28 protein-coding genes are annotated in these 25,170 nt (G+C 41.9%); 3 read left to right on the forward strand and 25 right to left on the reverse strand.

The features are described 5' to 3' along the window. Positions 1-12: 12 nt before the first annotated feature. On the reverse strand, positions 13-969 hold the full coding sequence (locus C6344_RS05875) for a DUF2515 domain-containing protein (RefSeq protein ID WP_060596722.1): 957 nt from the start codon (positions 967-969) through the stop codon (positions 13-15). Positions 970-1,015: 46 nt separating this feature from the next. Here C6344_RS05875 and recU point away from each other — a divergent pair, with 46 nt between their 5' ends. Both recU and C6344_RS05885 read left to right on the forward strand, forming a co-directional pair. After that, on the forward strand, positions 1,016-1,627 hold the full coding sequence (recU, locus tag C6344_RS05880; protein ID WP_060596723.1) for a Holliday junction resolvase RecU: 612 nt from the start codon (positions 1,016-1,018) through the stop codon (positions 1,625-1,627). Between the two features lie 43 nt (positions 1,628-1,670). Next, on the forward strand, positions 1,671-4,385 hold the full coding sequence (locus tag C6344_RS05885) for a PBP1A family penicillin-binding protein (protein ID WP_106072824.1): 2,715 nt from the start codon (positions 1,671-1,673) through the stop codon (positions 4,383-4,385). Between the two features lie 35 nt (positions 4,386-4,420). On the opposite strand, the gene C6344_RS05890 is transcribed toward C6344_RS05885, so the two are convergent. The 17 genes from C6344_RS05890 to C6344_RS05970 all read right to left on the reverse strand — a co-directional run bounded on the left by C6344_RS05890 (position 4,421) and on the right by C6344_RS05970 (position 19,372). Further along, entirely contained in the window at positions 4,421-4,930 is a 510-nt protein-coding gene (locus C6344_RS05890) for a YpoC family protein (RefSeq protein WP_034661033.1), read from the reverse strand. After that, positions 4,927-5,589, reverse strand: coding sequence for an endonuclease III (gene nth / locus C6344_RS05895; protein ID WP_034661035.1), 663 nt, complete (start codon positions 5,587-5,589; stop codon positions 4,927-4,929). Before nth ends, C6344_RS05890 begins: the two co-directional genes overlap by 4 nt. A 17-nt stretch (positions 5,590-5,606) precedes the next feature. Then, complete coding sequence (locus C6344_RS05900; protein WP_034661036.1) at positions 5,607-6,311, reverse strand: DnaD domain-containing protein; 705 nt, start codon at positions 6,309-6,311, stop codon at positions 5,607-5,609. 98 nt (positions 6,312-6,409) lie between these two features. Continuing rightward, positions 6,410-7,702, reverse strand: a complete 1,293-nt coding sequence (asnS, locus tag C6344_RS05905; protein ID WP_095285348.1) for an asparagine--tRNA ligase — start codon at positions 7,700-7,702, stop codon at positions 6,410-6,412. Positions 7,703-7,817: 115 nt separating this feature from the next. Further along, positions 7,818-8,303: a cell wall elongation/penicillin-binding protein regulator TseB gene (tseB, locus tag C6344_RS05910; protein WP_060596725.1), complete on the reverse strand. Its 486-nt coding sequence runs from the start codon at positions 8,301-8,303 to the stop codon at positions 7,818-7,820. 12 nt (positions 8,304-8,315) lie between these two features. Then, complete coding sequence (locus tag C6344_RS05915) at positions 8,316-8,486, reverse strand: YpmA family protein (RefSeq protein WP_008344594.1); 171 nt, start codon at positions 8,484-8,486, stop codon at positions 8,316-8,318. A gap of 132 nt (positions 8,487-8,618) precedes the next feature. Next, entirely contained in the window at positions 8,619-11,411 is a 2,793-nt protein-coding gene (gene dinG / locus C6344_RS05920) for an ATP-dependent DNA helicase DinG (RefSeq protein ID WP_106072825.1), read from the reverse strand. A gap of 113 nt (positions 11,412-11,524) precedes the next feature. Next, positions 11,525-11,908: an aspartate 1-decarboxylase gene (gene panD, locus C6344_RS05925; RefSeq protein ID WP_024422780.1), complete on the reverse strand. Its 384-nt coding sequence runs from the start codon at positions 11,906-11,908 to the stop codon at positions 11,525-11,527. Then, positions 11,901-12,767 carry a pantoate--beta-alanine ligase gene (gene panC, locus C6344_RS05930; protein ID WP_060596727.1) on the reverse strand — a complete coding sequence of 289 codons (867 nt, stop codon included), beginning with the start codon at positions 12,765-12,767 and terminating at the stop codon, positions 11,901-11,903. Before panC ends, panD begins: the two co-directional genes overlap by 8 nt. Further along, positions 12,764-13,603 carry a 3-methyl-2-oxobutanoate hydroxymethyltransferase gene (gene panB, locus C6344_RS05935; protein WP_060596728.1) on the reverse strand — a complete coding sequence of 280 codons (840 nt, stop codon included), beginning with the start codon at positions 13,601-13,603 and terminating at the stop codon, positions 12,764-12,766. Before panB ends, panC begins: the two co-directional genes overlap by 4 nt. 197 nt (positions 13,604-13,800) lie before the next feature. Then, positions 13,801-14,784, reverse strand: coding sequence for a biotin--[acetyl-CoA-carboxylase] ligase (locus tag C6344_RS05940; protein WP_060596729.1), 984 nt, complete (start codon positions 14,782-14,784; stop codon positions 13,801-13,803). Next, the gene (locus tag C6344_RS05945; RefSeq protein WP_106061646.1) at positions 14,757-15,959 is read right to left on the reverse strand and encodes a CCA tRNA nucleotidyltransferase; all 1,203 of its coding nucleotides are present in this window, start codon (positions 15,957-15,959) and stop codon (positions 14,757-14,759) included. The genes C6344_RS05940 and C6344_RS05945 overlap by 28 nt, the downstream gene beginning before the upstream one ends. After that, the gene (bshA, locus tag C6344_RS05950; protein WP_106061647.1) at positions 15,952-17,097 is read right to left on the reverse strand and encodes an N-acetyl-alpha-D-glucosaminyl L-malate synthase BshA; all 1,146 of its coding nucleotides are present in this window, start codon (positions 17,095-17,097) and stop codon (positions 15,952-15,954) included. The genes C6344_RS05945 and bshA overlap by 8 nt, the downstream gene beginning before the upstream one ends. Positions 17,098-17,099: 2 nt before the next feature. After that, complete coding sequence (gene bshB1 / locus C6344_RS05955; protein WP_034661049.1) at positions 17,100-17,804, reverse strand: bacillithiol biosynthesis deacetylase BshB1; 705 nt, start codon at positions 17,802-17,804, stop codon at positions 17,100-17,102. Continuing rightward, complete coding sequence (gene mgsA / locus C6344_RS05960; RefSeq protein ID WP_060596732.1) at positions 17,791-18,210, reverse strand: methylglyoxal synthase; 420 nt, start codon at positions 18,208-18,210, stop codon at positions 17,791-17,793. Before mgsA ends, bshB1 begins: the two co-directional genes overlap by 14 nt. Positions 18,211-18,227: 17 nt before the next feature. Then, complete coding sequence (gene dapB / locus C6344_RS05965) at positions 18,228-19,031, reverse strand: 4-hydroxy-tetrahydrodipicolinate reductase (protein ID WP_058014826.1); 804 nt, start codon at positions 19,029-19,031, stop codon at positions 18,228-18,230. Positions 19,032-19,036: 5 nt separating this feature from the next. Beyond that, the gene (locus C6344_RS05970) at positions 19,037-19,372 is read right to left on the reverse strand and encodes a nucleotide pyrophosphohydrolase (protein ID WP_003215805.1); all 336 of its coding nucleotides are present in this window, start codon (positions 19,370-19,372) and stop codon (positions 19,037-19,039) included. Positions 19,373-19,509: 137 nt separating this feature from the next. Here C6344_RS05970 and C6344_RS05975 point away from each other — a divergent pair, with 137 nt between their 5' ends. After that, a complete protein-coding gene (locus tag C6344_RS05975) occupies positions 19,510-20,382 on the forward strand; it encodes a YitT family protein (protein WP_003215598.1) in 873 nt (290 codons plus the stop codon). Between the two features lie 32 nt (positions 20,383-20,414). On the opposite strand, the gene ypjB is transcribed toward C6344_RS05975, so the two are convergent. From ypjB to C6344_RS06010, 7 genes are all read right to left on the reverse strand, one after another. Next, a complete protein-coding gene (ypjB, locus tag C6344_RS05980) occupies positions 20,415-21,218 on the reverse strand; it encodes a sporulation protein YpjB (protein ID WP_066030732.1) in 804 nt (267 codons plus the stop codon). 65 nt (positions 21,219-21,283) lie between these two features. After that, positions 21,284-21,877 (reverse strand): lipoprotein heptaprenylglyceryl N-acetyltransferase LhaT, encoded by a 594-nt coding sequence (gene lhaT, locus C6344_RS05985; RefSeq protein WP_034661054.1) that lies wholly within the window; start codon positions 21,875-21,877, stop codon positions 21,284-21,286. Positions 21,878-21,977: 100 nt separating this feature from the next. Beyond that, positions 21,978-22,745, reverse strand: a complete 768-nt coding sequence (locus C6344_RS05990) for a menaquinol-cytochrome c reductase cytochrome b/c subunit (RefSeq protein WP_003215888.1) — start codon at positions 22,743-22,745, stop codon at positions 21,978-21,980. A gap of 43 nt (positions 22,746-22,788) precedes the next feature. Further along, entirely contained in the window at positions 22,789-23,463 is a 675-nt protein-coding gene (gene qcrB, locus C6344_RS05995; protein ID WP_003215804.1) for a menaquinol-cytochrome c reductase cytochrome b subunit, read from the reverse strand. 2 nt (positions 23,464-23,465) lie between these two features. After that, positions 23,466-23,972, reverse strand: coding sequence for a ubiquinol-cytochrome c reductase iron-sulfur subunit (locus C6344_RS06000; RefSeq protein WP_007500911.1), 507 nt, complete (start codon positions 23,970-23,972; stop codon positions 23,466-23,468). Positions 23,973-24,116: 144 nt separating this feature from the next. After that, entirely contained in the window at positions 24,117-24,563 is a 447-nt protein-coding gene (locus C6344_RS06005) for a YpiF family protein (protein ID WP_034661055.1), read from the reverse strand. A 61-nt stretch (positions 24,564-24,624) separates the two neighbouring features. Beyond that, positions 24,625-25,164 carry a ReoY family proteolytic degradation factor gene (locus C6344_RS06010; protein WP_008344562.1) on the reverse strand — a complete coding sequence of 180 codons (540 nt, stop codon included), beginning with the start codon at positions 25,162-25,164 and terminating at the stop codon, positions 24,625-24,627. Positions 25,165-25,170: the final 6 nt, after the last annotated feature.

Consider the following 25,170-nt stretch of genomic DNA (forward strand, 5'->3'; position numbering starts at 1 on the left):
ACCCCCTGCTTTTTATTTATGCAAAAAATAGTGCTCTAATGAGAAAAGAAAACGAAGCTGTCTTTTTTTATGAAAATACCAGTCGGTCAGCTCAATTTGTTTTGGTAACGTTTCTGCATCAAATAAGGATGGGCTCAATTTCTTTTGAAACCAATCGTCCCTTTGATCGTCTAATGAATGTGTCATCACCGGATAAACTGTTCGAAGAAAAGGTGTTGACCTCCTAGCGATCCCTAAAAACGGCTCAAAATCAAACCGTGATCCGGTATGCGGAACGGTATGCAAAAAATGATAAAAATCCGAAAATAAATCGGCTCGAAATAATAGTTTCGCTAGTTTTTTTCCTAATGTAATACGCTCCTTTACGCGGGAAAACTTCCGTATGGTTAACCCGTACAAATGCCCGTCCACCGTTGGAAAAACAACGGTTTGGAAATGTCCCCACTCGCTGAACAGATATTGAATCGAGTGAAAAACATTCTTTTTCAGAAGAGGATTTTGTATAATAGGAGATTGTATAGTATATTGTTCATTTATGATGAGTGCATAAAGCAGGCGCTCTGTGTCACCCTTTAGCCAAAAACGTTCCCACTCAGTGCTCATAAAACGAGAAACAGAAAAATATGGAAGCAGATGGAACAAGGGTTTGCTGCATCGCTTAGACCATTCATACAAAAGAAGCTGAGGGTAAGCATCCGAAAAGATCAGCCAATTCGCTCTTTCATATGCTGTGAAAAAAAGGTGCCCCTGCTGATCTGTTAAACCTGGATGGAAGAGCTCACCCTTAAGATCCGTCATAGACCATCCAGCATTTCTCGAGACAAAGGAAGCAAGCAGCGACCATTTCATCTCTGGATGGCGGTCATAAAAGCGTTTGTAAGCATTTGTCCTCGTCAGGTTGTCTTTATTTTTTGCTTTCGTTTCACGCAATATATACTGAGTGATGATGTGCTCTTCTTGTGACAACATAGTAATCTCTCCAATACAAAATGCATTAAAAGGAGGCTGAAACTTGATGATTCGGTATCCAAACGGAAAATCGTATCAGCCCATTCAACAAATTGGGACAAAAAAAAGAATCAGCGGCGAATCCTCTTATAGTAACCGCGGGATGACGCTTGAGGCTGACTTAAATGAAACCAACCAGTACTATTTGGTCAACGGGATCGCAGTCATTCATAAAAAGCCTACCCCCGTTCAGATTGTGAATGTGGATTATCCAAAAAGAAGCGCTGCTGTTATCAAAGAAGCCTATTTTAAACAATCATCCACAACAGACTATAATGGAGTGTACAAAGGGCGCTATATCGATTTTGAAGCAAAGGAAACCAAAAGCACCACCTCGTTTCCACTCAAAAATTTTCACGATCATCAAATTGAGCATATGAAACAGGTAGAAAAGCAAGGCGGTATTTGTTTCGTTATTATATCCGCATTTGGCTCCGTTTATTATTTGTCCGCTTCAGATCTCTTTTTCTTCTGGGAGCGGCAGCAGCAAAACGGCCGGAAATCCATTAGCAAAGACGAATTAATGGAAGCTGGCCACTTAATGACACTTGGATATTCGCCAAGAATTGATTATATTAAAGTAGTGGAGACACTTCATTTTTCGGATGAAAGTGAGTAGCAATGACGTTCGAAAAAGGTTTAACACGAAAGGTTGAGATGTGATGTCTGATCAATTTACAAGTCGTGAACAGCGACGTAAAGCAAGTCAAGAAAACAATAAGAAGCAAAAGAACAAAAAAGGCAAAAAGAAAGCAGGTCTATTTAAAAAAATATTTTTATCTTTACTCGTGATCGGTCTTCTTTGTGTAGTTGCCGGAATCACAACTTTTGCCGTTTTTGCATCAAGCGCTCCTTCTATTGATGATAGTAAGCTCAAAACACCGTATTCTTCAAAGCTTTATGACAAAGACAAGAAAGTGTTTGCAGAAGTAGGTGCGGAAAAAAGAACGTATGTCTCGATTAAAGATATACCCGATGTGGTAAAAGAAGCATTTATTGCAACTGAAGATGCACGTTTTTATAAACACCACGGGATTGATCCAATCCGTATCGGCGGTGCCCTTGTCGCAAACGTCGAGGACGGCTTTGGAGCTGAAGGTGGAAGTACGATTACACAGCAAGTTGTGAAAAACTCTCTACTTAACAATCAAAAAACGTTAAAACGTAAAGTACAGGAAGTATGGCTCTCGATTCAGCTTGAGCAAAAATACTCTAAAGATGAAATTTTAGAAATGTATTTAAACCGTATTTTCTTCTCGCCTTATGCTTATGGTGTTGGGAAAGCGGCAGAACAATTTTTCGGCGTGACAGATTTAAATAAACTAACTGTTGCACAGGCTGCCACACTTGCAGGTATGCCGCAAAGTCCTTCTGCCTATAACCCAGTGAAAAATCCCGAGGCAGCGGAAAAACGCCGTAATATCGTTTTAGGCCTCATGAAAAAACAAGGCTACATTTCAGAGAAAGACTATGAGGATGCAAAAGCTACCCCTGTCAGCAAGACGGTCGTCTCAGCTGATAAATATAAGAGCCAGAACTCAAGTAAGTACTCTGCTTATATTGAAGAAGTCATGGAAGAAGTACAGAAAAAAGCCAAAGTGGATGTATCAACAGATGGATTAAAAATCTATACTTCACTCGATCGAAAAGCACAGGATCACCTAGATGATATTATCAATGGGGATTCAGTTGGTTTTACGAAAGGTATGCAGGCGGGTGTCACCCTGCTTGATACGAAAAATGGCGAAATCCGAGCTATTGGCGGTGGACGTGATGTACCAGCCGGCGGCTTTAACTATGCGACAGATGCAAAACGTCAGCCAGGTTCAACAATCAAACCAATTTTAGATTACGGTCCTGTCATTGAAAACAAAAAATGGTCTACGTATCAGCAAATTGATGATGCGCCATATACGTACTCAGATGGTACACCGATTAATAACTTTGACAGAAGACATTTAGGGAAAATGTCCATGAGAAGTGCTTTGGCACAATCACGTAACATCCCTGCACTCAAAGCATTCCAAGAAGCTGGTTCAACTAATGCAGCTCAATTTGCCAATAATTTAGGCATGGACTTACCTTCTGATATTCCAGAGTCTTATTCAATTGGTGGATTTGGAGATGGTGTGTCTTCATTAAAAATGGCAGGTGCATTTAGTGCATTCGGTAATAACGGATACTATAACGAACCGCATGCTGTCACGTCTGTTGAATTTAATGACGGTACAAAGCTTGACCTTACGCCAGATTCCAAAGCGGCTATGAGTGATTACACAGCATTTATGGTCACAGATATGCTAAAAACTGCTGTCCAATCTGGAACTGGGACACTTGCACAAGTACCAAACGTTCAAGTAGCTGGTAAAACAGGTACAACGAACTTTGAACAAGATGATATTAATAAACACAATATTCCTTCTGGCGGTGCGAAAGATTCGTGGTTTGTTGGTTATACGCCGCAATATACAGCAGCCGTTTGGACTGGAATTGGTAACTCAAAAGATGCGGACGGCAAAATATGGCTCACAAATTATGAACAGCGTGTTGCCAAACTCGTCTTCCAGCGATTAATTTCTCAAATTGATGATGGAAGCGGCTCATTTGAAAAACCAGACAGTGTCGTTGAAGCTACGGTTGAAAAAGGATCGGATCCAGCGAAATTAGCCGGACCAAATACACCGAGCGATAAGAAGACAACAGAATACTTTGTCAAAGGAACGGTTCCGACAAAAGTGTCTGACACATATGAGAAAAAAGAAGCCGATAAGCCTTCTGACTTAAAAGCGGTGTATGATGAAGAGAAAAAATCCATCACACTGTCTTGGGGCTATGATGACGACGCAGATGCTACATTTAATGTGAAACAAGCAGTTGATAATGGCGGCTATAAAGAGATTCAAAACAGTTCTTCTAAAGAAGCGGTCATCTCTGATGTGAAGCCTGGCTCTACTTATAAATTCCAAGTGACAGCCACTGTAGAGGATGTCACAAGTAAAGCAGCTTCTACCTTCCTCACCATCAAGGATGATGAAGATGAGGAAGAAAAAGCAGATGATGAGAATAAAGAAGAAGAAGAACCGCAGCAGCCTGACGACGAGCAGACAGACCAGACTGACGATAACAAAAATCAACCCCCAGGCACTGACGAGCAAAAGCCAGATGATAAAAAAGATCAAGATCAAGATAAGGATAAGGATCAGGATCAAGGCGGAAATACGGAAAATGGAAATAATGGTTCTTCCGATGATGGCTCAGACAGTACAAATGGGAACTCACAAACTGACAATAAAGATAAAAAGAAAGATGATGCGAAAACAAACTCTCAAAGCTCAAATTCGCAATCAAATTCTCCTAGTCGAAAAGAAAATGAATAATGAAAAAGCACTTGCCCATATGGCAAGTGCTTTTTTTAACGGTTTTGTCTGATCTTTTTAAGTGCTTCATGTTTTCCATACTGCTTTTTTAGTTCCGTGTATAGCTCGTCCAGTTGAATAAAGCAATGATATTGAGTTGGTTTTAGCAAAATGAACTCTAAACGTTCTGTCCAATTAATTGGAGCTACAGGAAAAGTCTCTTGCTTGATATGTTCCCATTCAAGCGTTTGAAGTCTCTCCCCTTTGATCCAGTAAAACATCGCAATCATACTGACAATACCTTGCAGCATATCATCTTCTTCACACCGGGACTTTCTTGTTTGAAAACGAGGAAGCATTTTTTCTTTTAATTCATTCCACAGTTCGAACATCACAGGAACAAATTCTTCTGTTTTCTGCCATGGAAGCTCATCTGTTAAAAGTTCTGATGATAGATCATATGCGAGTGGATTATCTCTAAGTATGTCTACTCGATCGCCTTTCATCTCTACCTTTTTCCCTTTTAGCTTTTCGACATATGAGGTAAAAACAGCTGCCCCGCTCATGCCAGCTTCACCAATCCTTTTTTCAGCCTCTTCTGCCCTTCTCTACACATATCAAGAAGCGGACAGGACTCGCACTGCGGCCGCTGCGCCTTGCAGTGATATCTGCCAAAAAAGATTAGGCGGTGATGCGTCACAGACCAATCTTCTTCTGGCACCTTTTTCATTAAGGTTTGCTCTACTTCAAGAACAGAATCCTTCCACCGGCAAATCCCAAGACGCTTACTAACTCGTTCTACGTGTGTATCTACAGCAATGGCCGGCACTCCAAAAGCGACAGATACGACGACATTTGCTGTTTTCCGGCCCACCCCAGGAAGCTTCACAAGCTCGTCCCGATCCTTTGGTACTTCACCGCCATATTCTTCAATCAGCATTTTACTCAACTTTTGAATGTTTTTAGCTTTATTGCGATAAAGGCCAATCGAACGAATATCTTGCTGCAATTCTTCAAGCGGTACACTTAAATAGTCTTCTGGTGTTTGATATTTTTGAAATAACGTTTTGGTGACTTTGTTGACAAGCACGTCTGTACACTGCGCAGAGAGTGCCACAGCGATCACAAGTTCAAATGGATTGGAATGAACAAGCTCACACTCAGCCTCTGGAAACATATCTCCTATAATATCTAAACATTCATTGATTTGTTTTTTTGATAACATGACTTCTCCTTTATTGGTTATTGTTCCAGCCAATTATAAAAAGGAACTTGTCGTTTATATGTTGACGTCTCTTCTTTTGAAGGTGGCGCTTTTTGCTGAGAACGGAAATGCTGGCTATGCTCTTTTGCTTCTTCCGCTGTTTTCAGCCCTTTCTTTTTCCACTCAAACAGAATTCGGTCGATATAACGGAAATTTAATTTTCCTGATAAAACCGCTTCTCTTAACGCTAGGCGAATCATTTCAGCATCATGATGGTCTTGATCCATCCAGATCGAGAGTGTTTCTCCTTCAAGAGGAGACAGCGGTCTGCCAAATTCATCTTCAAATAGAGCATATAAAGACTTTTCAGCCTGCACATGAAGTTTTTGACCTTCCTTTGCTTGTTTTGCTTCTAAAAAGTCATACAGTACGCCCCATAAAGGCTCAACTGAGTAGCGGTCATGCTGAATACCAGACCCGTCCTCAAACGGCTGAATCGAAATAAATCCCTTTTGAATTAAATGCTGAACCATATACGCACACTCTTCAGCTGAAATGGTCATGCCATGGGACAGCTCTTCAAATGTTTGAAAGAAAACACCTTGTTCTTCATTCATTTTAATCTTGAGCATCACCATCATTTGTGATTCATTCAGTCCTAACTGCTCATAATGAGCAATCAGCAAATTAGGCAAACTGGTCGAACCCATTTGCTGCATATTAATAAATTGCTGCCTATTCATCGGATACACCTCTTCAGTTTAAGTATATCACGTTTTATTTCACGTGCCCCTTCAAAAAACGTTTGAAAAAGCCTCCATATGTTGGAGGCTTTCACGTCTTAAGGATATAAACGGTTTAATAATCTTGGGAAAGGAATGGTTTCACGCACATGCGGCGCTCCACTAATCCAAGCAACTGTACGTTCAAGTCCAAGACCAAAACCTGAATGCGGTACAGAACCATATTGTCTTAATTCTGTGTACCATTTGTAAGTTTCTTGATCTAGCCCATGTTCTTTCAATCTTGCTTCAAGCAGCTCTAGATCATGCACACGCTCAGAACCGCCAATGATCTCTCCGTAGCCTTCTGGTGCAATCAAGTCTGCACAAAGGACGACATCATCACGATCCGGTGCAGGCTGCATGTAAAATGGTTTTAATGATGTTGGGTAATGAGTGATAAACACTGGTTTATCGTAGCTTTCAGCGATCGCTGTTTCGTGAGGCGCACCGAAGTCATCTCCCCATTCAATATCGTCAAAGCCTTTTTCCTGCAAGAATTTAATCGCTTCATCGTAAGTGATGCGCGGGAATGGTGCTTTGATGTTTTCTAATTTTGCTGTATCACGGCCAAGTGTATGCAGTTCAACTTTACAGTTTTCAAGTACACTTTGAACAACATGAGTCACATAATGTTCTTGATACTCAAGGTTTTCATTAAATTCGACAAAAGCCATCTCAGGCTCGATCATCCAAAACTCAATTAAATGACGTTTTGTTTTAGATTTTTCAGCTCTAAATGTTGGGCCAAATGAGAATACTTTTCCGAGTGCCATTGCCGCAGCTTCCATGTAAAGCTGTCCACTTTGAGAAAGGTACGCATCTTCATCAAAATATTTCGTCGCAAACAGCTCCGTTGTGCCCTCAGGTGCACTTCCAGTTAAAATTGGCGGATCTACTTTCACGAAACCTTCTTGATGGAAGAATTCATATGTAGCACGAATAATTTCGTTACGAATTTTCATAATGGCATGCTGCTTTTTAGAACGAAGCCATAAATGACGGTGATCCATTAAGAATTCTGTTCCATGCTCTTTTGGTGTAATTGGATAGTCAGTTGCTTCGTGAATCACTTCAATGGATTTCACTTGCAATTCAAAACCAAGAGGTGAACGCTCGTCTTTTGTCACTTGTCCTGTCACATAGACAGATGTTTCTTGAGTGACTGATTTCGCAAGCTTAAAGACTTCCTCTTCCACTTCTGCTTTTACTACGACTCCTTGAATAAAGCCTGTCCCGTCACGCAGCTGCAAGAATGCAATTTTACCGCTTGAACGTTTATTGGCAATCCATGCGCCGATGGTTACATCTTCATCGACATGTTTGAACACTTGATTAATCGTTGTTTTCAACATAATTCCCTCCAAAGCCAGAAAGAAGCTCACCTTTTCGACAGGTGTGAATCTTTTTTCATACATTTTATTATAACCGTTCTAAATCAGCATGGTCAACGCAAGACAGGAGAAACTACGGCGTTACATTTTTTTCCACATGTCCTGTCGAGAAGTCGACATAGCTGAAGCTGTATTGATTGTTCTCATTTAAGTACGTCACTTCCCAAAGGAGTACGTCACCTTCTCTTGCTAATTGAACGTCCTTTAGCTTAGATACAGTGTTCTCCTTTTGAACGGCTTGTACTGCTTGATTTGAGGTAATGCCTTCTTTTGCTTTTTTTGCGATCACTTTTTCTTTATTGCTGGCAGGTACCCAAACATAGGTTGTTTCATTTTGTTTGTTTTTCCCTTCAACAATAAATTGTTTTTCTTTCCCGACAAAGGTTTCCACTTGCTCCACTTGTACGATGTTTGCTTGTTTTTTTGCTCGTTCAATCGCCGCCTCATGACCTTGTTCTTTTTGTCCCATGGCAATCTGATAAATCCACGTAAAACTGATGATGCCAATGAGCAAAACGAGAGCCACAACGGATGAAATGATCCAGACTATTTTTTTCATGTCAAGCTTCCCCTATGTGCGATATATCGTAAATATCGCTTGATTTTGATCTTCTTGATCTAATGCTAATCCAAACATGAGATCTTCTCTTTTAAGCGTTCTGTTCAATAAGTCAACAATTTTATACAGGTCCTCTGAATGCTTAATTTGAACAGTTGAAAGTACCTCTATTTTACTTTCCACTTCTAATTCCTCCTCGGTACGTAAATATTGTTAGTCATACTTTTCGGCGCGGGAACCGATACTATTTTTACAACGGAACACAAAAAGCCGTTACGATAAATTAACTCCAAACCCACACCAGCTAAAGGCCGCTTATGACAGCGGCTTTTCGTTGTTGAGCTTCTCTATATACGCCTCAAGTGATTCTTTTGACATCTCGTGGACTGGCGCATGAGGGAGTGATTCTAAAAATAGCTTTCCATATGAAGCGGTTTTCACTCGGCGGTCTAGAATGAGCAATGTACCTATGTCTTTTTCAGAGCGCAGCAAGCGTCCTGCACCTTGTTTAAAGGTTAGCACAGCTTCTGGGAGAGCAACGGCTTTAAACGGGTTCTTCCCCTGTTTTTTAGCGGCATCACATTTTGCTTCAATGAGCGGTGAATCAGGCGGCCTGAACGGGAGACGTGCCATAATGACTGTTGTCAGCTCTGATCCAGGAAAATCGACACCTTCCCAAAAACTACCCGTACCAAGTAAAATCGCATGTTTTGCTAATTTGAACATTTTCGTTAATTTAACAGGGCTCCCGCCCGTCAGACCTTGAGCAAAAAGGGCGGCTTGCATCCCTTCTGTTTTCAGCTCTTCATACACTGCTTTTAACATCTCATGTGAATTAAACAACACCAATATCTTCGCTTGATGCTGCTTTTCCATCACCTTAATGTACCGTGCTGCTTGCTTTACATAGTCGCGCTCATCACGGTTCGTAATCGGCGGCATATCAGCTGGTACAATCACCTTGAGCTGTTTTTCAAGTTCAAACGGTGACTCAATCTGTACAAGATGCGGATAAAAATCCTGCAGACCAAATCGTTCTAAGCAATAATCAAAGCGCCCATTGATTGTGAGTGTTCCTGATGTGAGAACAACACTTTTTTTGTTCATAAAAAATTGGTCCGCTAAAAGCTCTCCAGTATCTAGCGGCTGTGCATGCATAAAGACAGCATTTTTGGCACCCTTTGCATCAATCTCAATCCAAACCGTTTCATCATTTTTCGGTTCAAAAATAAACCGGTACAGCGTACTGCAAAATGTATGCATAAACGACATCACTTGATCGTATTCCTCTGCTTCAAAGGCAAAGTGTTCTGTCAGCTGATCACTTTTTTGAAGAAGCTCGCTTTTTTGCTGCTCATACAACTTTTCACAAGCAATTAACAAGGAACAAAGCTTACTTGCCGTCTCTTTAATCCGTTTCCACTGCGCATGCTTCGAATGATGACGTACTCTATGAATGAGACGATTGATGTCTGCTTTTGGTTTTGTCCTTTTGACAAAAGAATGAACGGTACTAAAGAAGGCGTCACTTTCCATTTGAAGCTGATGAAGATACTCATCCATTTCGATAAAGGTGTCCGTCTGTAAACCTGCACCGTGAAATCTCTTTTTCAGCTTGTTTAAAAGACCGCCCTGTAAGGAGCCAAGCTGCGTTAATTTCGCATGAAGCTGGATATACGACGCACTATCTCCTAGTGTTTCATTGGCTGTTTTCTCAAATTGATGAGCCTCGTCAATCACATATACGTCTGCATGCTGAAAGATAGACGATGCTTCCGTTTGTGATAAGAGCAGGCGATGATTTGTTAAAATTAAATTGGCTGTTTTGGCCCTTTTTTTGGCACGTTCATAAAAGCAGTATTCTTTAAAGCGGCGCTTTTTTGATGTAAACGGCATGTGCACACACGAAATACGGTCTTTTATATTGGCAGCTCCTGACGGTAAATTCAGTTCAGATAAATCACCCGTTTCTGTGACAAGAAGCCACATTAATATTTGCGCCTTCGTTAAGACCACATCATAGTTATCATCTTCCTCATGCAGCACATGCTCAAACTTATCTAAGCAAATATAATGCGCCCGTCCTTTGAATACACAGGCAGCTGGCTCAAACGGAAGCAATTGATTTAAAATCGGCACATCGCGCTGAAGCATTTGCTGCTGCAAAAGAATGGAATATGTACTAATAATGACAGGTTTTCCTGATTTCTTTGCCTCTAGTGCAGCTGGTATGAGGTATGCCAGCGTTTTTCCAATACCTGGTGCCGCTTCAATTAAAGCATAGGCCCTTTCATGAAACACATCTCTCACTTTATTCATCATCGTGAGCTGGCCTTCTCTTACTTCATAGCCTTCCACTGTTTGGGGAAGCTTCTTTTTGATCTCCTCAAACAGCTGTTTATCGTCTTCCCCTACTGAATCTGTCGTATCCGTTTCAGGATTGGTGACATCTTTTACAGCAAAAGAGCCCACTTCTACCAAAGAATCTTCACGGCTAGCACGACTCGTTTCAAGCTGCTGTATTAAAAGTCCTATATCGCTTAAGAGATAAGAGGATAATCTGCGCAGCTGCTTTAGCACATTTGGCGGTGTATGTGTTAATTGATGTAATAAGGTTAAAAATAACATGGCAGTAACTTCCGCATCACTATCCGCCCGGTGCGGGTGGTCATGTGGAAGCATGAGCTCTTCACTTAATTCAGTGAGCTTATAACCTTCAAGCTCTGGATAAAGAATTCTAGAAATCTCAACTGTATCAATCGCTAGCACATCCAGCTCATTTTTCCCGCATGCTTTTAGTTCATCATTTAAAAAATTCAAGTCAAAATGAACATTGTGCGCAACAAAATAAGCGCCTTGAATAAGTTCATACACCTCTTGGGCAATGTCCTCAAAAAACACTGCATCGTTAACCATGTGCTGCTGAATACCTGTCAGCTGTTCAATAAATCCAGGGATCGCTTTTCCCGGGTTCACATATTTTGAATACCGTTCGACAATTTGTCCATTTTCAATGACCACCGCAGCAATTTGAATGATTTTATCACCCTTTTTGGGTGAATTTCCGGTGGTTTCAATATCAACGACAACAAACCTTTGATCGGCCATAAAATGGACACCTCAATTCCTCGTTTCACTCGAAGTGAAACACGCTCTGGGCAAAATAGCTGAAACAGAACAGCTTCTTTTCTTAAAACTGTTCTGTTTCCTTGCAGCATGCGTTATAAAATCGTTCTCGCAGGCTCTTGCCCAATCATTTGTTCAATTTGATTTTGTTTATTTAATACGACCACTTTTGGTGTATGTGTCTTTGCTTCTTCTTCTGAGAGCATCCCATAAGCGATAATAATCACTTCATCCCCCGGCTGAACCAATCTTGCTGCCGCGCCATTTAGACAAATGACACCGCTCTTTCTTTCACCAGGAATAATATATGTTTCAAGTCTCGCGCCATTGTGATTATTGACAATCTGTACTTTCTCATTTGCCATCATGCCTGCCGCATCAAGTAAATCTTCGTCAATGGTGATACTTCCTACATAATGTAAGTTTGCTTCTGTTACCGTCGCTTTATGAAGTTTAGAGGTCATAAAGGTTCTATACATGTTTTTCACCGCTTTCAGGAACATGGAATATCACATTATCAATCAGTCTTGCCCGTGAGAATTTCACCGCAATCGCAATGATGACCTGACCTGCCAACTGCTGAAGCGGCTCAAGCTCTGGATAGGAGTAGATCTCAATATAATCGATTTCCCCGCTCGTTTGAAGAATTTCCTCTTCTACCAACTGATAAATACGACTGACGTCACGTTCACCTTTTTCAACCGCTGACTGTCCTTTTTTCAATGCGCGGTACAAAGCAGGTGCTTCTTGTCTTTCTTTTTCAGATAAGTACACATTTCTTGAACTTTTCGCTAAACCGTTTTCTTCTCTAACTGTCGGCACAGATACAAGGTGAAGATCAAAGAAGAAATCCTTGATCATCGCATCGATCACAGCGACTTGCTGTGCATCCTTTAGACCAAAGTATACATTTGTTGGTGCTACAAGATGAAATAGCTTTGTAAGCACAGTAACAACGCCGTCGAAATGTCCTGGACGTTTTTTCCCGCATAAGACATCAGTCCGCTTTTGAACCGTCATCGTGATAGATGGCTCATTTGGATACATTTCTTTCACATCAGGTGTAAATAAAATATCCACACCTGCTTCTTCTGCAAGGCGCTGATCTCTTTCCATATCCCTTGGATAGGATTCAAAGTCTTCGTTCGGTCCAAATTGCAAAGGATTGACAAAAATACTCATTACCACAATGTCATTTTGATCCCTTGCTTCTTTCGCGAGCGTCAGATGTCCTTCATGAAGAAAGCCCATCGTTGGGACAAAGCCAATGGAATGCTGTTTTTCTCGATGCTGCTTGATCAATTCCTTCAGCTCGTGAATATGGGTGACAACGTTCATTTTTTCATACCCCCATATAAACCATCAAGGACTTCTTCTTTGATATGAAATGTATGCTTGTCTTCTGGAAATGTGTGTGCTTTTACTTCTTTCGTATATTGAATAAGCGCTTCTTCTAGTACAGTATCAATTTGCGCGTATTGTTTCACAAACTTAGGTGTTCTAGACACCCCGTATCCTACCACATCATGGTAAACGAGAACTTGTCCGTCTGCCTCAGCTCCTGCACCAATCCCGATGACAGGAATTTTCAGCATGTCGGTAATTCGTTTTGTCAGTTCACCAGGTACGCATTCAAGCACAAGTGCAATCGCACCAGCTTCCTCACATTTTAAGCTGTCTTCAATCAATTTCTGCGCACTTTCGTGGTCTTTTCCTTGCACTTTATATCCGCCAAGTACTCCAACTGACTGAGGGGTGAGGCCTAAATGACTGACGACAGGAATCCCGCCTCTTGTGAGAGCTTGAATGGATTCAAATACGCCATCTCCGCCTTCTAGCTTTAAGGCATCCGCTCCGCTTTCTTGCATGATGCGTGCTGCGTTTTTCAATGTTTCTGCTAATGAATAATGGTAAGACATAAATGGCATATCCGTCACAATAAATGTGTCTTTTGCGCCTCTTTTCACTGCTTTTGTGTGATGAATCATATCATCCATCGTGACTTGGACTGTCGAATCGAGTCCAAGTACAACCATCCCAAGTGAATCACCAACTAAGATCATGTCGACTTCCGCTTTTTCTGCTTGCTTTGCAGATGGATAGTCGTATGCTGTCAGCATCACAATCGGTTCGTTTTGTTCTTTCATTTTGAAAAAATCTAGCTTTGTCTTCATTTGTTCCTCCTCATTCTGGAGAGGAGATGGCTTGCCTCACATCACATGTTTTGATTTCTCATGCGCGGCGAATCATCCCTCTGTCCAAGTCCCTTAGGATCAAGGCAGAAATTTATCAAATTTTTGTTTCTACAGGTACAGCTCTTTTTCAGATACTGCCCACACGAAGTATATCAAAAATGTGCCGGGTGTTCCACTTAAGTTGACTTTATCTCGATGTCTGCGGAGTAGATTTTTTGAATACCTTCCTCCGTTTCAAGCAATAAAACACCTTCTTCATTGATTCCGAGCGCTTTTCCAGTGTATTGCCCATTGACGGTGCGGGCAACAATATGCTGACCGATCGTCATCGCATACGATTCCCATAATTGTTTAATCGGTGTAAATCCATGCTTCATATAATCGTCATACCTTTTTTCAAAGGTGGACATGATCTGTTGTATGAGCGCAGCACGGTCCACTTTTTCATTCAGTTCCATTCGCAGGCTTGTGGCGACATCCTTTAGTTCATCCGGAAAGTCATCAGCCGTTTGGTTCACATTAATGCCTGGACCAATTATCACCGCATGAACCTGGTCCGCCTCTGCTTTTAATTCGGTTAGAATGCCAACGACCTTTTTCCCGTTTAACAAAATATCGTTTGGCCATTTAATGGATGGACTGAGTCCTGTTTGCTCTGCAATGGCTTCTGCGATGGCTACAGATGCTAAAAGCGTCATCTGCGGCGCTTTGTGCAGCGGAATTTCAGGCCGTAGAACGAGACTCATCCAGATGCCTGTCCCATTTGGTGAATGCCACGTTCTTTGAAGGCGGCCTTTCCCGTTTGTCTGATGATCACTGACAACGAGCGTACCGTGGGGCGCACCTTCATTTACAAGATCATGGGCAATCAGCTGTGTGGAGGCGACTTCTTTCTGAAAATAAATGTGCCTTCCAAAGCTCTCTGTTTCTAGACCAAACAGAATTTCATCCTCACTAATTTTGTCCGGTTTACGAAGCAGGCGATATCCCTTTCTTCTGACGGCTTCTACCTCATAGCCCTCTTTTCTGAGGCCCTCTATATGCTTCCAGACAGCCGTTCGAGAACAGCCAAGCTCATCACATATTTGCTGACTTGAGACAAAGTCCTCACTTGATGCTGTAAATAGTTCGATTAATCGTTTTCTAATTGCTGATCGCATGCTGTAAGCCACTCCTCTATGGCTTTTTTTCGGTTTTCCAAATGATTTTGCAGAACGGCTTTTTTCACCAAATCGAGCTCTTCTGCGATCCATTTTCCTGATGTCTTTTGCCGAAAGGCCATTAAATCTTTTCCTGAAACAGCGAGGTCTTGAAGCGTTTTAATCGGAAGGGCATCATAAGAACGCTTCGCTGCCTCAAGCTCGTCAAAGAAAATGCGGCGCTCGTGTTTTAGCTGTGAGATCTTCAAACTAGATAAGAGCACGTGTTCACCAGCCTCAAACATCTTCTCCGCATCCCAGTCACAATCGACGTATTGGCTAATAGCCACCGCGTCTTTCAAAAGCTTTGTTGACAGCTTCCATTCTTTTAAGAAGAGCACAGCCTCCGCTTCATCTAAGCCAAGCAAATGGATAACAGCCCCCCATACTTCTTCTAGTCCATCCAGTAAATAATACGGAAATGATTGAAAGGATTCTTGCAGACCATCCTTTTTGAGACCCGGCAATTCTTCATACAATTTGGTAGAAATGAGCACCTTAATCGCCCGCTCACAATAACGGCCTTTTAAAAGCTTCTCCATTTCAATCTTTTTGCGTTCAACTGATATGTTGGCAAGCAGGTGCTTATCTTTTTTCATCGCTTCAGCCGTTTCTGCAGCGAGCTCAAAGCCAAGCTGGCTTAAAAAACGGACCGCTCTCATCATACGAAGCGCGTCTTCCTGAAAGCGGCACGCAGGATCTCCTACGGTTTGAATTCGTTTCCGCTCAATATCCTGTTTGCCCCCTACATGGTCAATGATCTCCCCATTTATATCCATGGCCATTGCATTGATCGTTAAATCTCTTCTTAAAAGATCTTCCTTCAATGATGTGATAAACGCCACTTCTTTCGGTCTGCGAAAATCTTCATATTCTGATTCAGTTCGAAACGTCGTCACCTCATAGCTGATCCCATCATGTAACACGATGACAGTGCCATGCTCTTTGCCAACATCAACTGTTTTTTCAAATAAGGATTCGACCGTATCAGGCGTTGCATCTGTTGCTATATCGATATCGCCGATTTCCCTGCCTAAAAGGACATCTCTCACTGCTCCGCCGACAAAGTAAGCCTGATGCCCATGTTCGTGCAGTGTATGTAAAATAGGGATCGCATGTGTGAATGGTTCATTCATGTTCATCATCACCTTCGATCAATTCTAGGTAAAGCTCTTCATATTCACTCACAATTTTTTCAGAAGAGAAATGGGCCTGAACACTAGACTGGGCCGACGCAGACACTTGTTCATGAAGCGCTTTGTCTTTGAGTATAGAGACTGCGTGTTTAACTGCCGCGTCTATATCGCCGAGCGGGACAAGGAAACCTGTTTCTCCATGTGTAATGACCTCTGGAATCCCGCCAACATCAGTCCCAATACATGGGACACCGCATGCCATCGCCTCAAGAAGCACAAGTCCGAAGCTCTCTTTCTCAGAAAGAAGCAGCTTCAAATCACTGATGGAATACAGCTCTTCTACTTTCTCTTGCTTTCCTAAAAATAACACGCGGTCTGTCAGCCCCAGTTTTTTCACAAGTTCGCATACGACCGATTTTTCAGGACCATCACCGATGAGCAGCAGCTTTGCCTGCACCTGTTCTGAGATCTTTTTAAACACATGAACGACATCATGCACCCGTTTGACCTTTCGAAAATTTGATACATGGATGACGACCTTATCGTCCGGTAAAAGACCATAATGTGTCTTTAGCACTTCGTGATCTTCGCGCAAATACACCCGTTCATCGACAAAATTATGGATCGTCTCGATCTTTTTATTTGGTTTGATAAGGTCATACGTCTGCGCAGCTAATGAATGCGACACCGCCGTTACCCGGTCTGATGATTCGATCGCAAATCGAATGACTTCCTTTAGTGATGGATCATAGCCTAATACCGTAATATCCGTCCCGTGAAGCGTCGTGACGACTTTCACAGAGTGTCCCGTCATCTGCTTCGCTAAGAACGCACAGACGGCGTGCGGAACCGCATAATGCGCGTGAATAATATCAAGCTTCTCTCGTTTTGCGACTTCTGCCAATTTACTTGCTAATGCAAGGTCATAAGGCGGATATTGAAAAACAGCATATTGATTGACATCCACCTCATGAAAATAAATATTCGGATACACTTTATTGAGCCTAAACGGAATACTTGAGGTAATGAAATGAACATCGTGCCCTTTTTCAGCTAAACGTTTTCCAAGTTCCGTAGCAATAATGCCCGAGCCGCCGACACTTGGATAACAAGTGATTCCGACCTTCAGTTTTTTCATAATTACCCCCCAAGTAAGTCGTCATCTATCAAAAGTGGTTTCTTTGTGATAAACCCTTCTGCATAAGCTTTATTGACTTCCCTTCCATACATAGACTCTCTCATTTTGACAAAATCAATATAACCGTTCACAAGAGGTGTCTCAACTGAATTCGCCGATTTAACAAATTGGCTTTTATACGCATGCAAGCTATCAATCTTTTGGTGCATTTCCTCAGAAATATCAATCACAAAATCTGGGCGATGATGACCGTTAATCATGTAATAATACATCTGACTTATTTTATGCGCTGGCTGCTTGTATGAATCTTCAAATTTATGTATACCTGCCGAAAAAGCAGCCTCTTCTACAAGTGAGCCCGCATGACCATGATCTGGATGCCGATCTTGGTGATGCGGAGCAAAAATCAGTTTTGGCTTGTATGTTCGAATCACGCCTGCAATGTCCTTCATCGCTTCGTCATTTAGATAAAGTCCTCTGTCTGGCAGTGTGAGCTGGATTCGCGTTGACACACCTAGAATGGCGGCAGCAGCTTTTGCTTCCTCTTTACGGCTCTCTACCGTTCCATTCGAAGATAATTCGGCCTGGGTCAAGTCGCAAATCCCGACACGCGCCCCTTTTTTTACGTATTTTGCAATCGTTCCGCCCATACCGATCTCAACATCATCGCTGTGGGCACCGAATGCAAGGATATCAAGTCGTTTCATTTGTTCCTCCGTTTTTTACTACATCTCGAAAATCAAACGTGCCTTTATTTAAATTCCTGACTAAAATTTCAGCGGTCCCCATATTGGTGGCTAGTGGAATGGTATACACATCACAAAGCCGAATGAGTGCAGATACATCCGGTTCATGCGGCTGCGCGGTAAGCGGGTCTCTAAAAAAGAGCACAAGATCCATTGCATTATCAGCAATTAAAGCACCAATCTGCTGATCTCCTCCAAGTGGTCCTGACTGGAAACGATGAATGGGAAGCCCCGTCGCTTCTTTCACTCTCAAACCTGTTGTCCCTGTTGCGTAAAGTGTATGATCTGCCAATATATCACGGTACGCAATGGCAAATTGGATCATGTCACTTTTTTTCTTATCGTGAGCGATTAAAGCAATGTTCATCAGGAATCCACTCCTTATTAGTCGATAATATTTTCTAAACCATAGACAAGCTGATCAATGTGCATGACCTGTTCAACTGAAAGCTTCACACCTGACATAAATGATGCACGGTTATAAGAATCATGGCGAATGGTGAGCGTCTGTCCGTCCATTCCAAACAGTACTTCTTGATGTGCAATCATACCCGGAAGTCTTACGCTGTGCAGACGGATACCGTCATAATCTGCGCCTCGTGCACCTTCGATTAATTCTTTCTCTTCTGGATGCCCCTGCTTTTTGCTTTCTCTGACTTCTGCAATCATTTCAGCTGTTTTAAGCCCAGTACCGCTCGGAGCATCTAGTTTTTTATCATGGTGAAGCTCAATGATTTCAACGTCAGGGAAGTAATTCGCTGCCATTTTGGCAAACTTCATCATTAAGACCGCACCGACAGCAAAGTTTGGCGCAATAATACAGCCTATGCCCTTTTCTTCTGTTAATTGCTGTAGCTCTTTCAGGTCAGCTTCAGAAAATCCAGTGGTTCCTACGACTGGACGGACGCCATGTTCAAGTGCCTTTTTTGTATGTACTTTCCCGATTTCTGGTGTCGTCAAATCAATTAATACATCAGGTGCTGTCTCTGAAAGACACACATCAATATCTGTATAAATTGGCGCCTCAGATGTCGTATGAATCACATCAGATAATTTTTTTCCTTCGTGCGCGTGATCAAGGGCTGCCACAAGCTCAAAATGGCTCGTTTCTTCTGCCAGCTTCACAGCCTCTATCCCCATTCTTCCTCTTGCTCCAGCGATTACTACTTTGATGGTTTGGTTCGTCATCGTCTCTACTTCCCTTCTTTTTTTGTCCAGCGGTCTTTGTCTCTTGTATTGAATTTATGCATCACACGATCGTGTGCTTCCTCTAGTGATATATCTAGTGAATTAGCGAGGCATGTTAACACAAACAAAACATCGCCAATTTCTTCTTCCATGCTTTTTTCTGTTTCCGTTGTTTTTTTCGGCTTTTCTCCATAGTAATGGTTAACCTCTCTTGCTAGCTCGCCTAATTCTTCTGTCAGACGGGCCATCATGGCAAGCGGGCTGAAATAGCCTTCTTTAAATTGTCCTATGTAATCATCTACTTCTTGCTGCACGTGACGCAGCGTTTTTTCATTCGTCATGAAGCTCATCCTCCTATCCATCTCTTACATGTTAGCGAAATCATAAATATTTGACAAATGTTTAAGACTCAGTTTGCTTGTTTCTCTCCCATACCATATAATATTATCGCTGTCTAAGCAAAAAAAGGAGTGGTCTCTTGCTAAAAGAAATTCGTCTTAAAAATATCGTATTTATTTTAATAGGATCTGCGATTTTTTCTTTCGGTCTTGTTCATTTTAATATGCAGAACAATTTGGCGGAAGGCGGATTTACAGGTATTACACTGCTTTTATATTTTCTATTCCACATTGATCCATCCATTTCAAACCTTGTCTTAAACATTCCGATCTTTTTTATCGGCTGGAAAATGCTCGGCAGAACCATGTTTACTTATACAATTGTAGGAACCGTCAGTCTTTCTGTCTTTCTTGCCATCTTCCAGCGCTTTCAAATACATATGCCTCTCCAGCACGATTTGGCGCTAGCCGCGCTCTTTGCTGGTGTGTTTATCGGAACAGGCCTCGGGATCATCTTTAAGTTCGGCGGTACAACCGGCGGCGTGGACATCATCGCAAGACTCATCAACAAGCATTATCAGGTGGCCATGGGACGAACAATGTTCATCTTCGACGCATGTGTCATTACGATTTCTCTTACTTATTTAAATTACAAAGAAGCCATGTATACACTCGTCGCAGTGTTTGTTGCCGCAAAGGTCATTGACTTCATGCAAGAAGGCGCTTACGCAGCCAAAGGCGCCATGATTATCTCTGAAAAAGATGACATCATTCAAAAGAAAATCACAGAGGAAATGGAGCGCGGTGTGACCATTTTAAAAGGGGTTGGTTCCTATACAAAACAGGAGCGCAACGTCCTTTATTGCGTCGTCCCGAAAAACGAGCTTGTCCATCTCAAAAGCGTCGTGACCTCAGTCGATCCTCATGCATTTGTATCTGTCAGTGACGTGCATGATGTGCTTGGTGAAGGCTTCACATTAGATGAACACAAAAAGCCGCTTAATCCGCATTAAAAAAAGAAGCCCAAAAATGGTGCTTCTTTTTTTTATGATTTCGGATAATCAGCCTGACGCTTTTGCTTCTTCTCTTTTTCAGCACGGTATTTCCGAAACCCAACATACGTTAACGTTAATAAAATGATACTCCCTGTTGTTAAAATGACCCATAAAAGCGATGGATCAGCTTCATCTTGATCGACGTGAGCAAACACACTCGATAAATCCTCTTCGAGCTTCGTGAGACGCTCAAGCTTTGTTCCACTTGATGCTTTTAAAAATTCACCTTGCTCAATCACTTCCATATGCTGCTTAATCGTTTGCAGCTTTTCAGGCGAAATATCAATGGTTAAACTAGGGTATATCATATCGTATAAAGAAACCAGCTCATTCCAAGTTTCATAAAACGTCGTCGACTCCGGATCCTTCACTTCTTTTTTCAAAGTAGGAAAAGACCCCATAATGGGCTTCTCCAGCGAACCCCAAAGAGGCTCAGAGTCTGACTGGATCGCATCAAGCAGCATTCTAAACTGAGAGGCATAACGAAGCTTTTCGCGCTCATTCAATTCTTCCTGCGGCAGCCCTTTTATAATATCTTGATAGCCAAGTGTAATTTGCCGAATCTGCGTATTTGTCAGAGTACCACGCCAATTCTCAGCTTTAAATGTCTTTTCAACATACAATGCGACCTGTAACGCCTCATCATATTTAGCTTGTCTCGTTAATTGAAAGATTGAATCTGATAGTTCCGTTAATTCTTGCAGCACGTTAGCGGCTGTTTCCTCGCCTTTGGCAACAGATGGCTGTAATACGAGAAAAAATAATAGAATCATCGCGATTGGCTTTCGTTTCATGCAAGTCCCTCCTAGCCCTTCTCCATACAGCGTATGAAGAAAAGGACAAGGTTAGACCAATATTGTTAAGGGAGTTCAAGCTTGACCGATTTTTTCGATAGGACGAGATAATACGAAACAAGAAGAACGGCAATACTTAACCAAAACGTGACATAGCCGATCTCGTTTGAATAGGCAGACAGCATAGAATAACGCGGCATCATACCAAATACATAATCAATCACATCGTTATGTAAAATCCATATGCCGGCTACCACCAAATGACGCATTTTAAAACGATAATACGGTGCAAACAATACAGCTTGAACCGCCATCGCAAAGTGAGACCCAATCAGCATGTATCCTTCCCACGGAAAGTCATCAACAGATAAAAGCACAAAGATATTCATTCCTACAGCCCATAACCCGTACTTAATCAAGGTCACAAGGGCAAGTGCTTCAAAATAAGGAGCGTTTCGTTTCATCAAAAACGCAAGTAGTACAAATAAAAAGAAAAAGCTTGCCGTTGGGCTGTCTGGAACAAAAGCTAAAAAGATAGCCGGCGTCTCTACAAGCTGAGGAATATACCAATAGTAGCCGTACACAGTGCCAAGGAAATTGATCATCAGGACTAGCACAAGCATGTAGCGCGTGGCTAGCAGATATTGAATCCATCTCATACGTCTCTTCACTCACGATCTGTTAAAATCAGAAAAAAGCTGACAGCGCCAGCTTTTTCTCTTTTGAGTATATCCTTGTACTTGCATTTAAACAACTGAATTATTTAGATTTGACTTCAGATAAATATTTAGAAAGCTTTTCAAGTTCTTCATCGCTACCTTTAAAGATACCCTTAGGCATGTTGCCTTTTCCTTCAACAGCGATTTTAGCTATCTCCTCAGGTGCAAGACCGTTGTCAACAAGTGACGGTCCGGCTGCTCCGCCCTGCATGTTATCCCCGTGACAGGAAATACATGTCTGCTCCTGATAAATTTTATACTCTTCCGCTGAGGTATCAATCTCTGCTTCTTTCTTAATTTCACCTTGCTTCGCCGCTGCTTCCCAATCATGAGTAGCAACAGACTCCCACGTTAAATATGTTGCTGCGCCGACTGCAAGGATCATCATCCCCACTGCAACCGGTCTTCTATACGGTCTGCGTTCAGGACCAGAATCAAGAAATGGTGCGAGCAAAAGTGCACCAAACGCAATTCCAGGCATAATCATCGCGCCAACTACTGTATAGCCTCCTGCAGCAAATTCATATTTTAATAACTGGTACAAGAATAGGAAATACCAGTCTGGCAGCGGAATATAGCCGGTATCTGTTGGATCAGCCATCCGCTCAAGCGGAGGTGCATGAACAACAGTTAGGACAAGAAATCCAATTAAAAAAACGGCACCTACAAGCCATTCCTTTAAAAGAAAGTTCGGCCAAAAGGCTTCTGTTTTTCCCGGATATTCGGAATAGTCTTTAGGTATGTTAGGTTTTCTTTCTGCCGGAATTCTGGAGTCTCCGACAAACTTCATCCCTTTTCCCCTATGCAAAGTCATCCCCTCCTCATTGAACATTCATCAAACGCAACTTTTTTTATAGCGGTCCAGAAATTCCTTGCTTACGAATCATAATAAAGTGGGCAGCCATCAGCCCAAATAATGCCGCTGGCAAGAAAAAGACATGGATAGCGAAAAATCTCGTCAGCGTTTGTGCCCCTACAATGTCAGGATGACCTGCAAGCAGCGTTTTGATCTCTTTTCCAATGAATGGTGTGGCTTCTGCAATTTGAAGACCAACCTTCGTCGCAAATAGCGCCTTCATATCCCATGGCAAGAGATATCCTGTAAAACCAAGTCCAAGCATCACAAAGAAAATGAGCACACCAACAATCCAGTTCAGCTCTCTAGGCTTTTTATACGCCCCTTGGAAAAAGACCCTTAGCGTATGTAAAAACATCATGACAATGACTAGACTCGCACCCCAGTGGTGCATCCCTCTGACAATCTGACCAAATGCCACTTCATTTTGCAAATAATAGACAGATTCCCAGGCATTTTTAATATCCGGCACATAATACATCGTTAAAAACATGCCCGAAAGGACTTGAATGACTGTCACAAAAAACGTTAAACCGCCAAAACAGTACACAAAAGCGGAGAAATGATGTGCTGGATTGACATGCTCTGGCACCTCATGATCCGCAATATCTCTCCATATTGGTGTAATGTCTAGCCGCTCATCTACCCAATCATAAATCTTGTTAAGCATCGTTACCCTTCCCCTTTCGGCACAGCTTTTCCAAGATAGAGGTATCCGTCCTTCACTTGCTGCTTATAATGGTCAAGCGGTGCAAGCGGTGGAGTTCCGGGTACGTTTGTACCATCCTTGTCGTACAGCCCATAGTGGCATGGGCAGAAAAATTTGTTTGGATTTTTCGGATCACTGTTCCAGTTCACTGTACATCCTAAATGTTTACAGATTGGCGATAAAGCGACAATTTCATCCCCTTCTTTGTACACCCATGCTGACCTAGATTCCTTTGACTCATACCATGCATCTACTTGATCAATTTTAAAGTCAAAGCGCTTCGGTTCCTTCGTCAGTTCATCTACACTGACAACTTGAACCATATCCTGATCCTCTGTTCCTTTTAGCACAGGGTCAAGCGCAAAGCGAACCATAGGCATGAGCATTCCAGCGGCCATAAATCCCCCCACGCCGGTCAACGTGTAATTCAAAAATTGACGCCTGGACACTCCATGTCTCTTCTCGCTCATTTTTTTCTCCCCCCCTCAGGTCGTCAGCTACTTTATAACTGAATTAGAAAAAATTTCATAAAACTAGGACACCCTCATAATATATCAATCTATTCACAAGGTCAACAGCCTAAAAAGCTATGTACAATGCAAATGTAAGGGTTTTTATGAAGGGTTCCACTTTTGTAACAAAAAGTTCAAAATTTGTTCTACACTGTCTTGAACGATTTTTTGCTTTAATTCTACCTTTAAATGCTCGAGCGGAACCGGCTTTAACAAAAATAGCGCTTCACTAACCGCCGCATGCTCTTTCCATTGATGATCAGATGAGATCAACACGACATGCTGAAAATGATCTTCTAGCGACTGCTTCATCGTAAAGATGTCTTCTAGTTTTCGATCATTGATCTCTACATATGTATGTGGTGGAAAAAGAAAGACCCGCCCTTTCAGCTGCCTTTCAAGTTCCTCTGCTACAAGAATGGTAAACTCACCTAAAGATACAGTTTGTTTGATTTGATTCGCATCTATTCCAACTATTGGAATGATAGCGGTATCAATGTAATCTTTAGATTGCAAAAAGCGATCCGCATCCTCCGCTTGAAACTTCATCAATTTCCCCTCTTTCATGACATAAGCCCTGCCTGTATAGGGCAAGGCTTATTCGTTCAGTTTATGACAATAGGCTTAATTCTTTTGCTAACTTATTAAATGTTTCTTGATCATGACGGTCAAGTGCCTCATCTATCTCTTTCATAAGCCGTTCTTTTTGGAACGTTGCGATCGAGTGTTCAAGCACTTTCTCCGCAAGATCCTTATCTTTTTCGTTCTCATAAAGATCCTTTGGAATATGAGGATTTGTTTCAAGCACAGCTGCATATTCCGGCGAACGATAAGCAGAACGGAAATTCAATTGAATAAACAAATCTTGCTGTTTATTCAAACGAATATCATGAAATGACTTTTCAGCATCTGTCGTCATGATGTTTTCTTTATAAAATCTAAAGGGAACTTCATCCACACAGTGTGTTGACATAATGATTCCCCTTGGGCAAAATTCTGCTTGCTCTACAAAATGAACCTTTTCCATCAAAGAGTCGTGACTCATTAAATAATTTAATATCCAAACACACTCTCTTCGTTTTAGCTGATAATGGTTTAAAAACCACCGGATGAATTCCTTCTTTTCATTGACAGAAACAGGGGTCTGCATGTTATT

It is taken from the genome of Bacillus sp. GBSW19 (assembly GCF_002998655.1).
In the GTDB taxonomy this organism is placed as follows: domain Bacteria; phylum Bacillota; class Bacilli; order Bacillales; family Bacillaceae; genus Bacillus.

Excerpts from the sequence above, each read along its gene's own strand:
- C6344_RS05875 (WP_060596722.1), bottom strand. The coding sequence starts at position 969 with ATGTTGTCACAAGAAGAGCACATCATCACTCAGTATATATTGCGTGAA.
- recU (WP_060596723.1), top strand. The coding sequence starts at position 1,016 with ATGATTCGGTATCCAAACGGAAAATCGTATCAGCCCATTCAACAAATT.
- C6344_RS05885 (WP_106072824.1), top strand. The coding sequence starts at position 1,671 with ATGTCTGATCAATTTACAAGTCGTGAACAGCGACGTAAAGCAAGTCAA.
- C6344_RS05890 (WP_034661033.1), bottom strand. The coding sequence starts at position 4,930 with ATGAGCGGGGCAGCTGTTTTTACCTCATATGTCGAAAAGCTAAAAGGG.
- nth (WP_034661035.1), bottom strand. The coding sequence starts at position 5,589 with ATGTTATCAAAAAAACAAATCAATGAATGTTTAGATATTATAGGAGAT.
- C6344_RS05900 (WP_034661036.1), bottom strand. The coding sequence starts at position 6,311 with ATGAATAGGCAGCAATTTATTAATATGCAGCAAATGGGTTCGACCAGT.
- tseB (WP_060596725.1), bottom strand. The coding sequence starts at position 8,303 with ATGAAAAAAATAGTCTGGATCATTTCATCCGTTGTGGCTCTCGTTTTG.
- dinG (WP_106072825.1), bottom strand. The coding sequence starts at position 11,411 with ATGGCCGATCAAAGGTTTGTTGTCGTTGATATTGAAACCACCGGAAAT.
- panD (WP_024422780.1), bottom strand. The coding sequence starts at position 11,908 with ATGTATAGAACCTTTATGACCTCTAAACTTCATAAAGCGACGGTAACA.
- panC (WP_060596727.1), bottom strand. The coding sequence starts at position 12,767 with ATGAACGTTGTCACCCATATTCACGAGCTGAAGGAATTGATCAAGCAG.
- panB (WP_060596728.1), bottom strand. The coding sequence starts at position 13,603 with ATGAAGACAAAGCTAGATTTTTTCAAAATGAAAGAACAAAACGAACCG.
- C6344_RS05940 (WP_060596729.1), bottom strand. The coding sequence starts at position 14,784 with ATGCGATCAGCAATTAGAAAACGATTAATCGAACTATTTACAGCATCA.
- C6344_RS05945 (WP_106061646.1), bottom strand. The coding sequence starts at position 15,959 with ATGAATGAACCATTCACACATGCGATCCCTATTTTACATACACTGCAC.
- bshA (WP_106061647.1), bottom strand. The coding sequence starts at position 17,097 with ATGAAAAAACTGAAGGTCGGAATCACTTGTTATCCAAGTGTCGGCGGC.
- bshB1 (WP_034661049.1), bottom strand. The coding sequence starts at position 17,804 with ATGAAACGACTTGATATCCTTGCATTCGGTGCCCACAGCGATGATGTT.
- mgsA (WP_060596732.1), bottom strand. The coding sequence starts at position 18,210 with ATGAACATTGCTTTAATCGCTCACGATAAGAAAAAAAGTGACATGATC.
- dapB (WP_058014826.1), bottom strand. The coding sequence starts at position 19,031 with ATGACGAACCAAACCATCAAAGTAGTAATCGCTGGAGCAAGAGGAAGA.
- C6344_RS05970 (WP_003215805.1), bottom strand. The coding sequence starts at position 19,372 with ATGACGAATGAAAAAACGCTGCGTCACGTGCAGCAAGAAGTAGATGAT.
- ypjB (WP_066030732.1), bottom strand. The coding sequence starts at position 21,218 with ATGAAACGAAAGCCAATCGCGATGATTCTATTATTTTTTCTCGTATTA.
- lhaT (WP_034661054.1), bottom strand. The coding sequence starts at position 21,877 with ATGAGATGGATTCAATATCTGCTAGCCACGCGCTACATGCTTGTGCTA.
- qcrB (WP_003215804.1), bottom strand. The coding sequence starts at position 23,463 with ATGCTTAACAAGATTTATGATTGGGTAGATGAGCGGCTAGACATTACA.
- C6344_RS06000 (WP_007500911.1), bottom strand. The coding sequence starts at position 23,972 with ATGAGCGAGAAGAGACATGGAGTGTCCAGGCGTCAATTTTTGAATTAC.
- C6344_RS06005 (WP_034661055.1), bottom strand. The coding sequence starts at position 24,563 with ATGAAGTTTCAAGCGGAGGATGCGGATCGCTTTTTGCAATCTAAAGAT.
- C6344_RS06010 (WP_008344562.1), bottom strand. The coding sequence starts at position 25,164 with ATGCAGACCCCTGTTTCTGTCAATGAAAAGAAGGAATTCATCCGGTGG.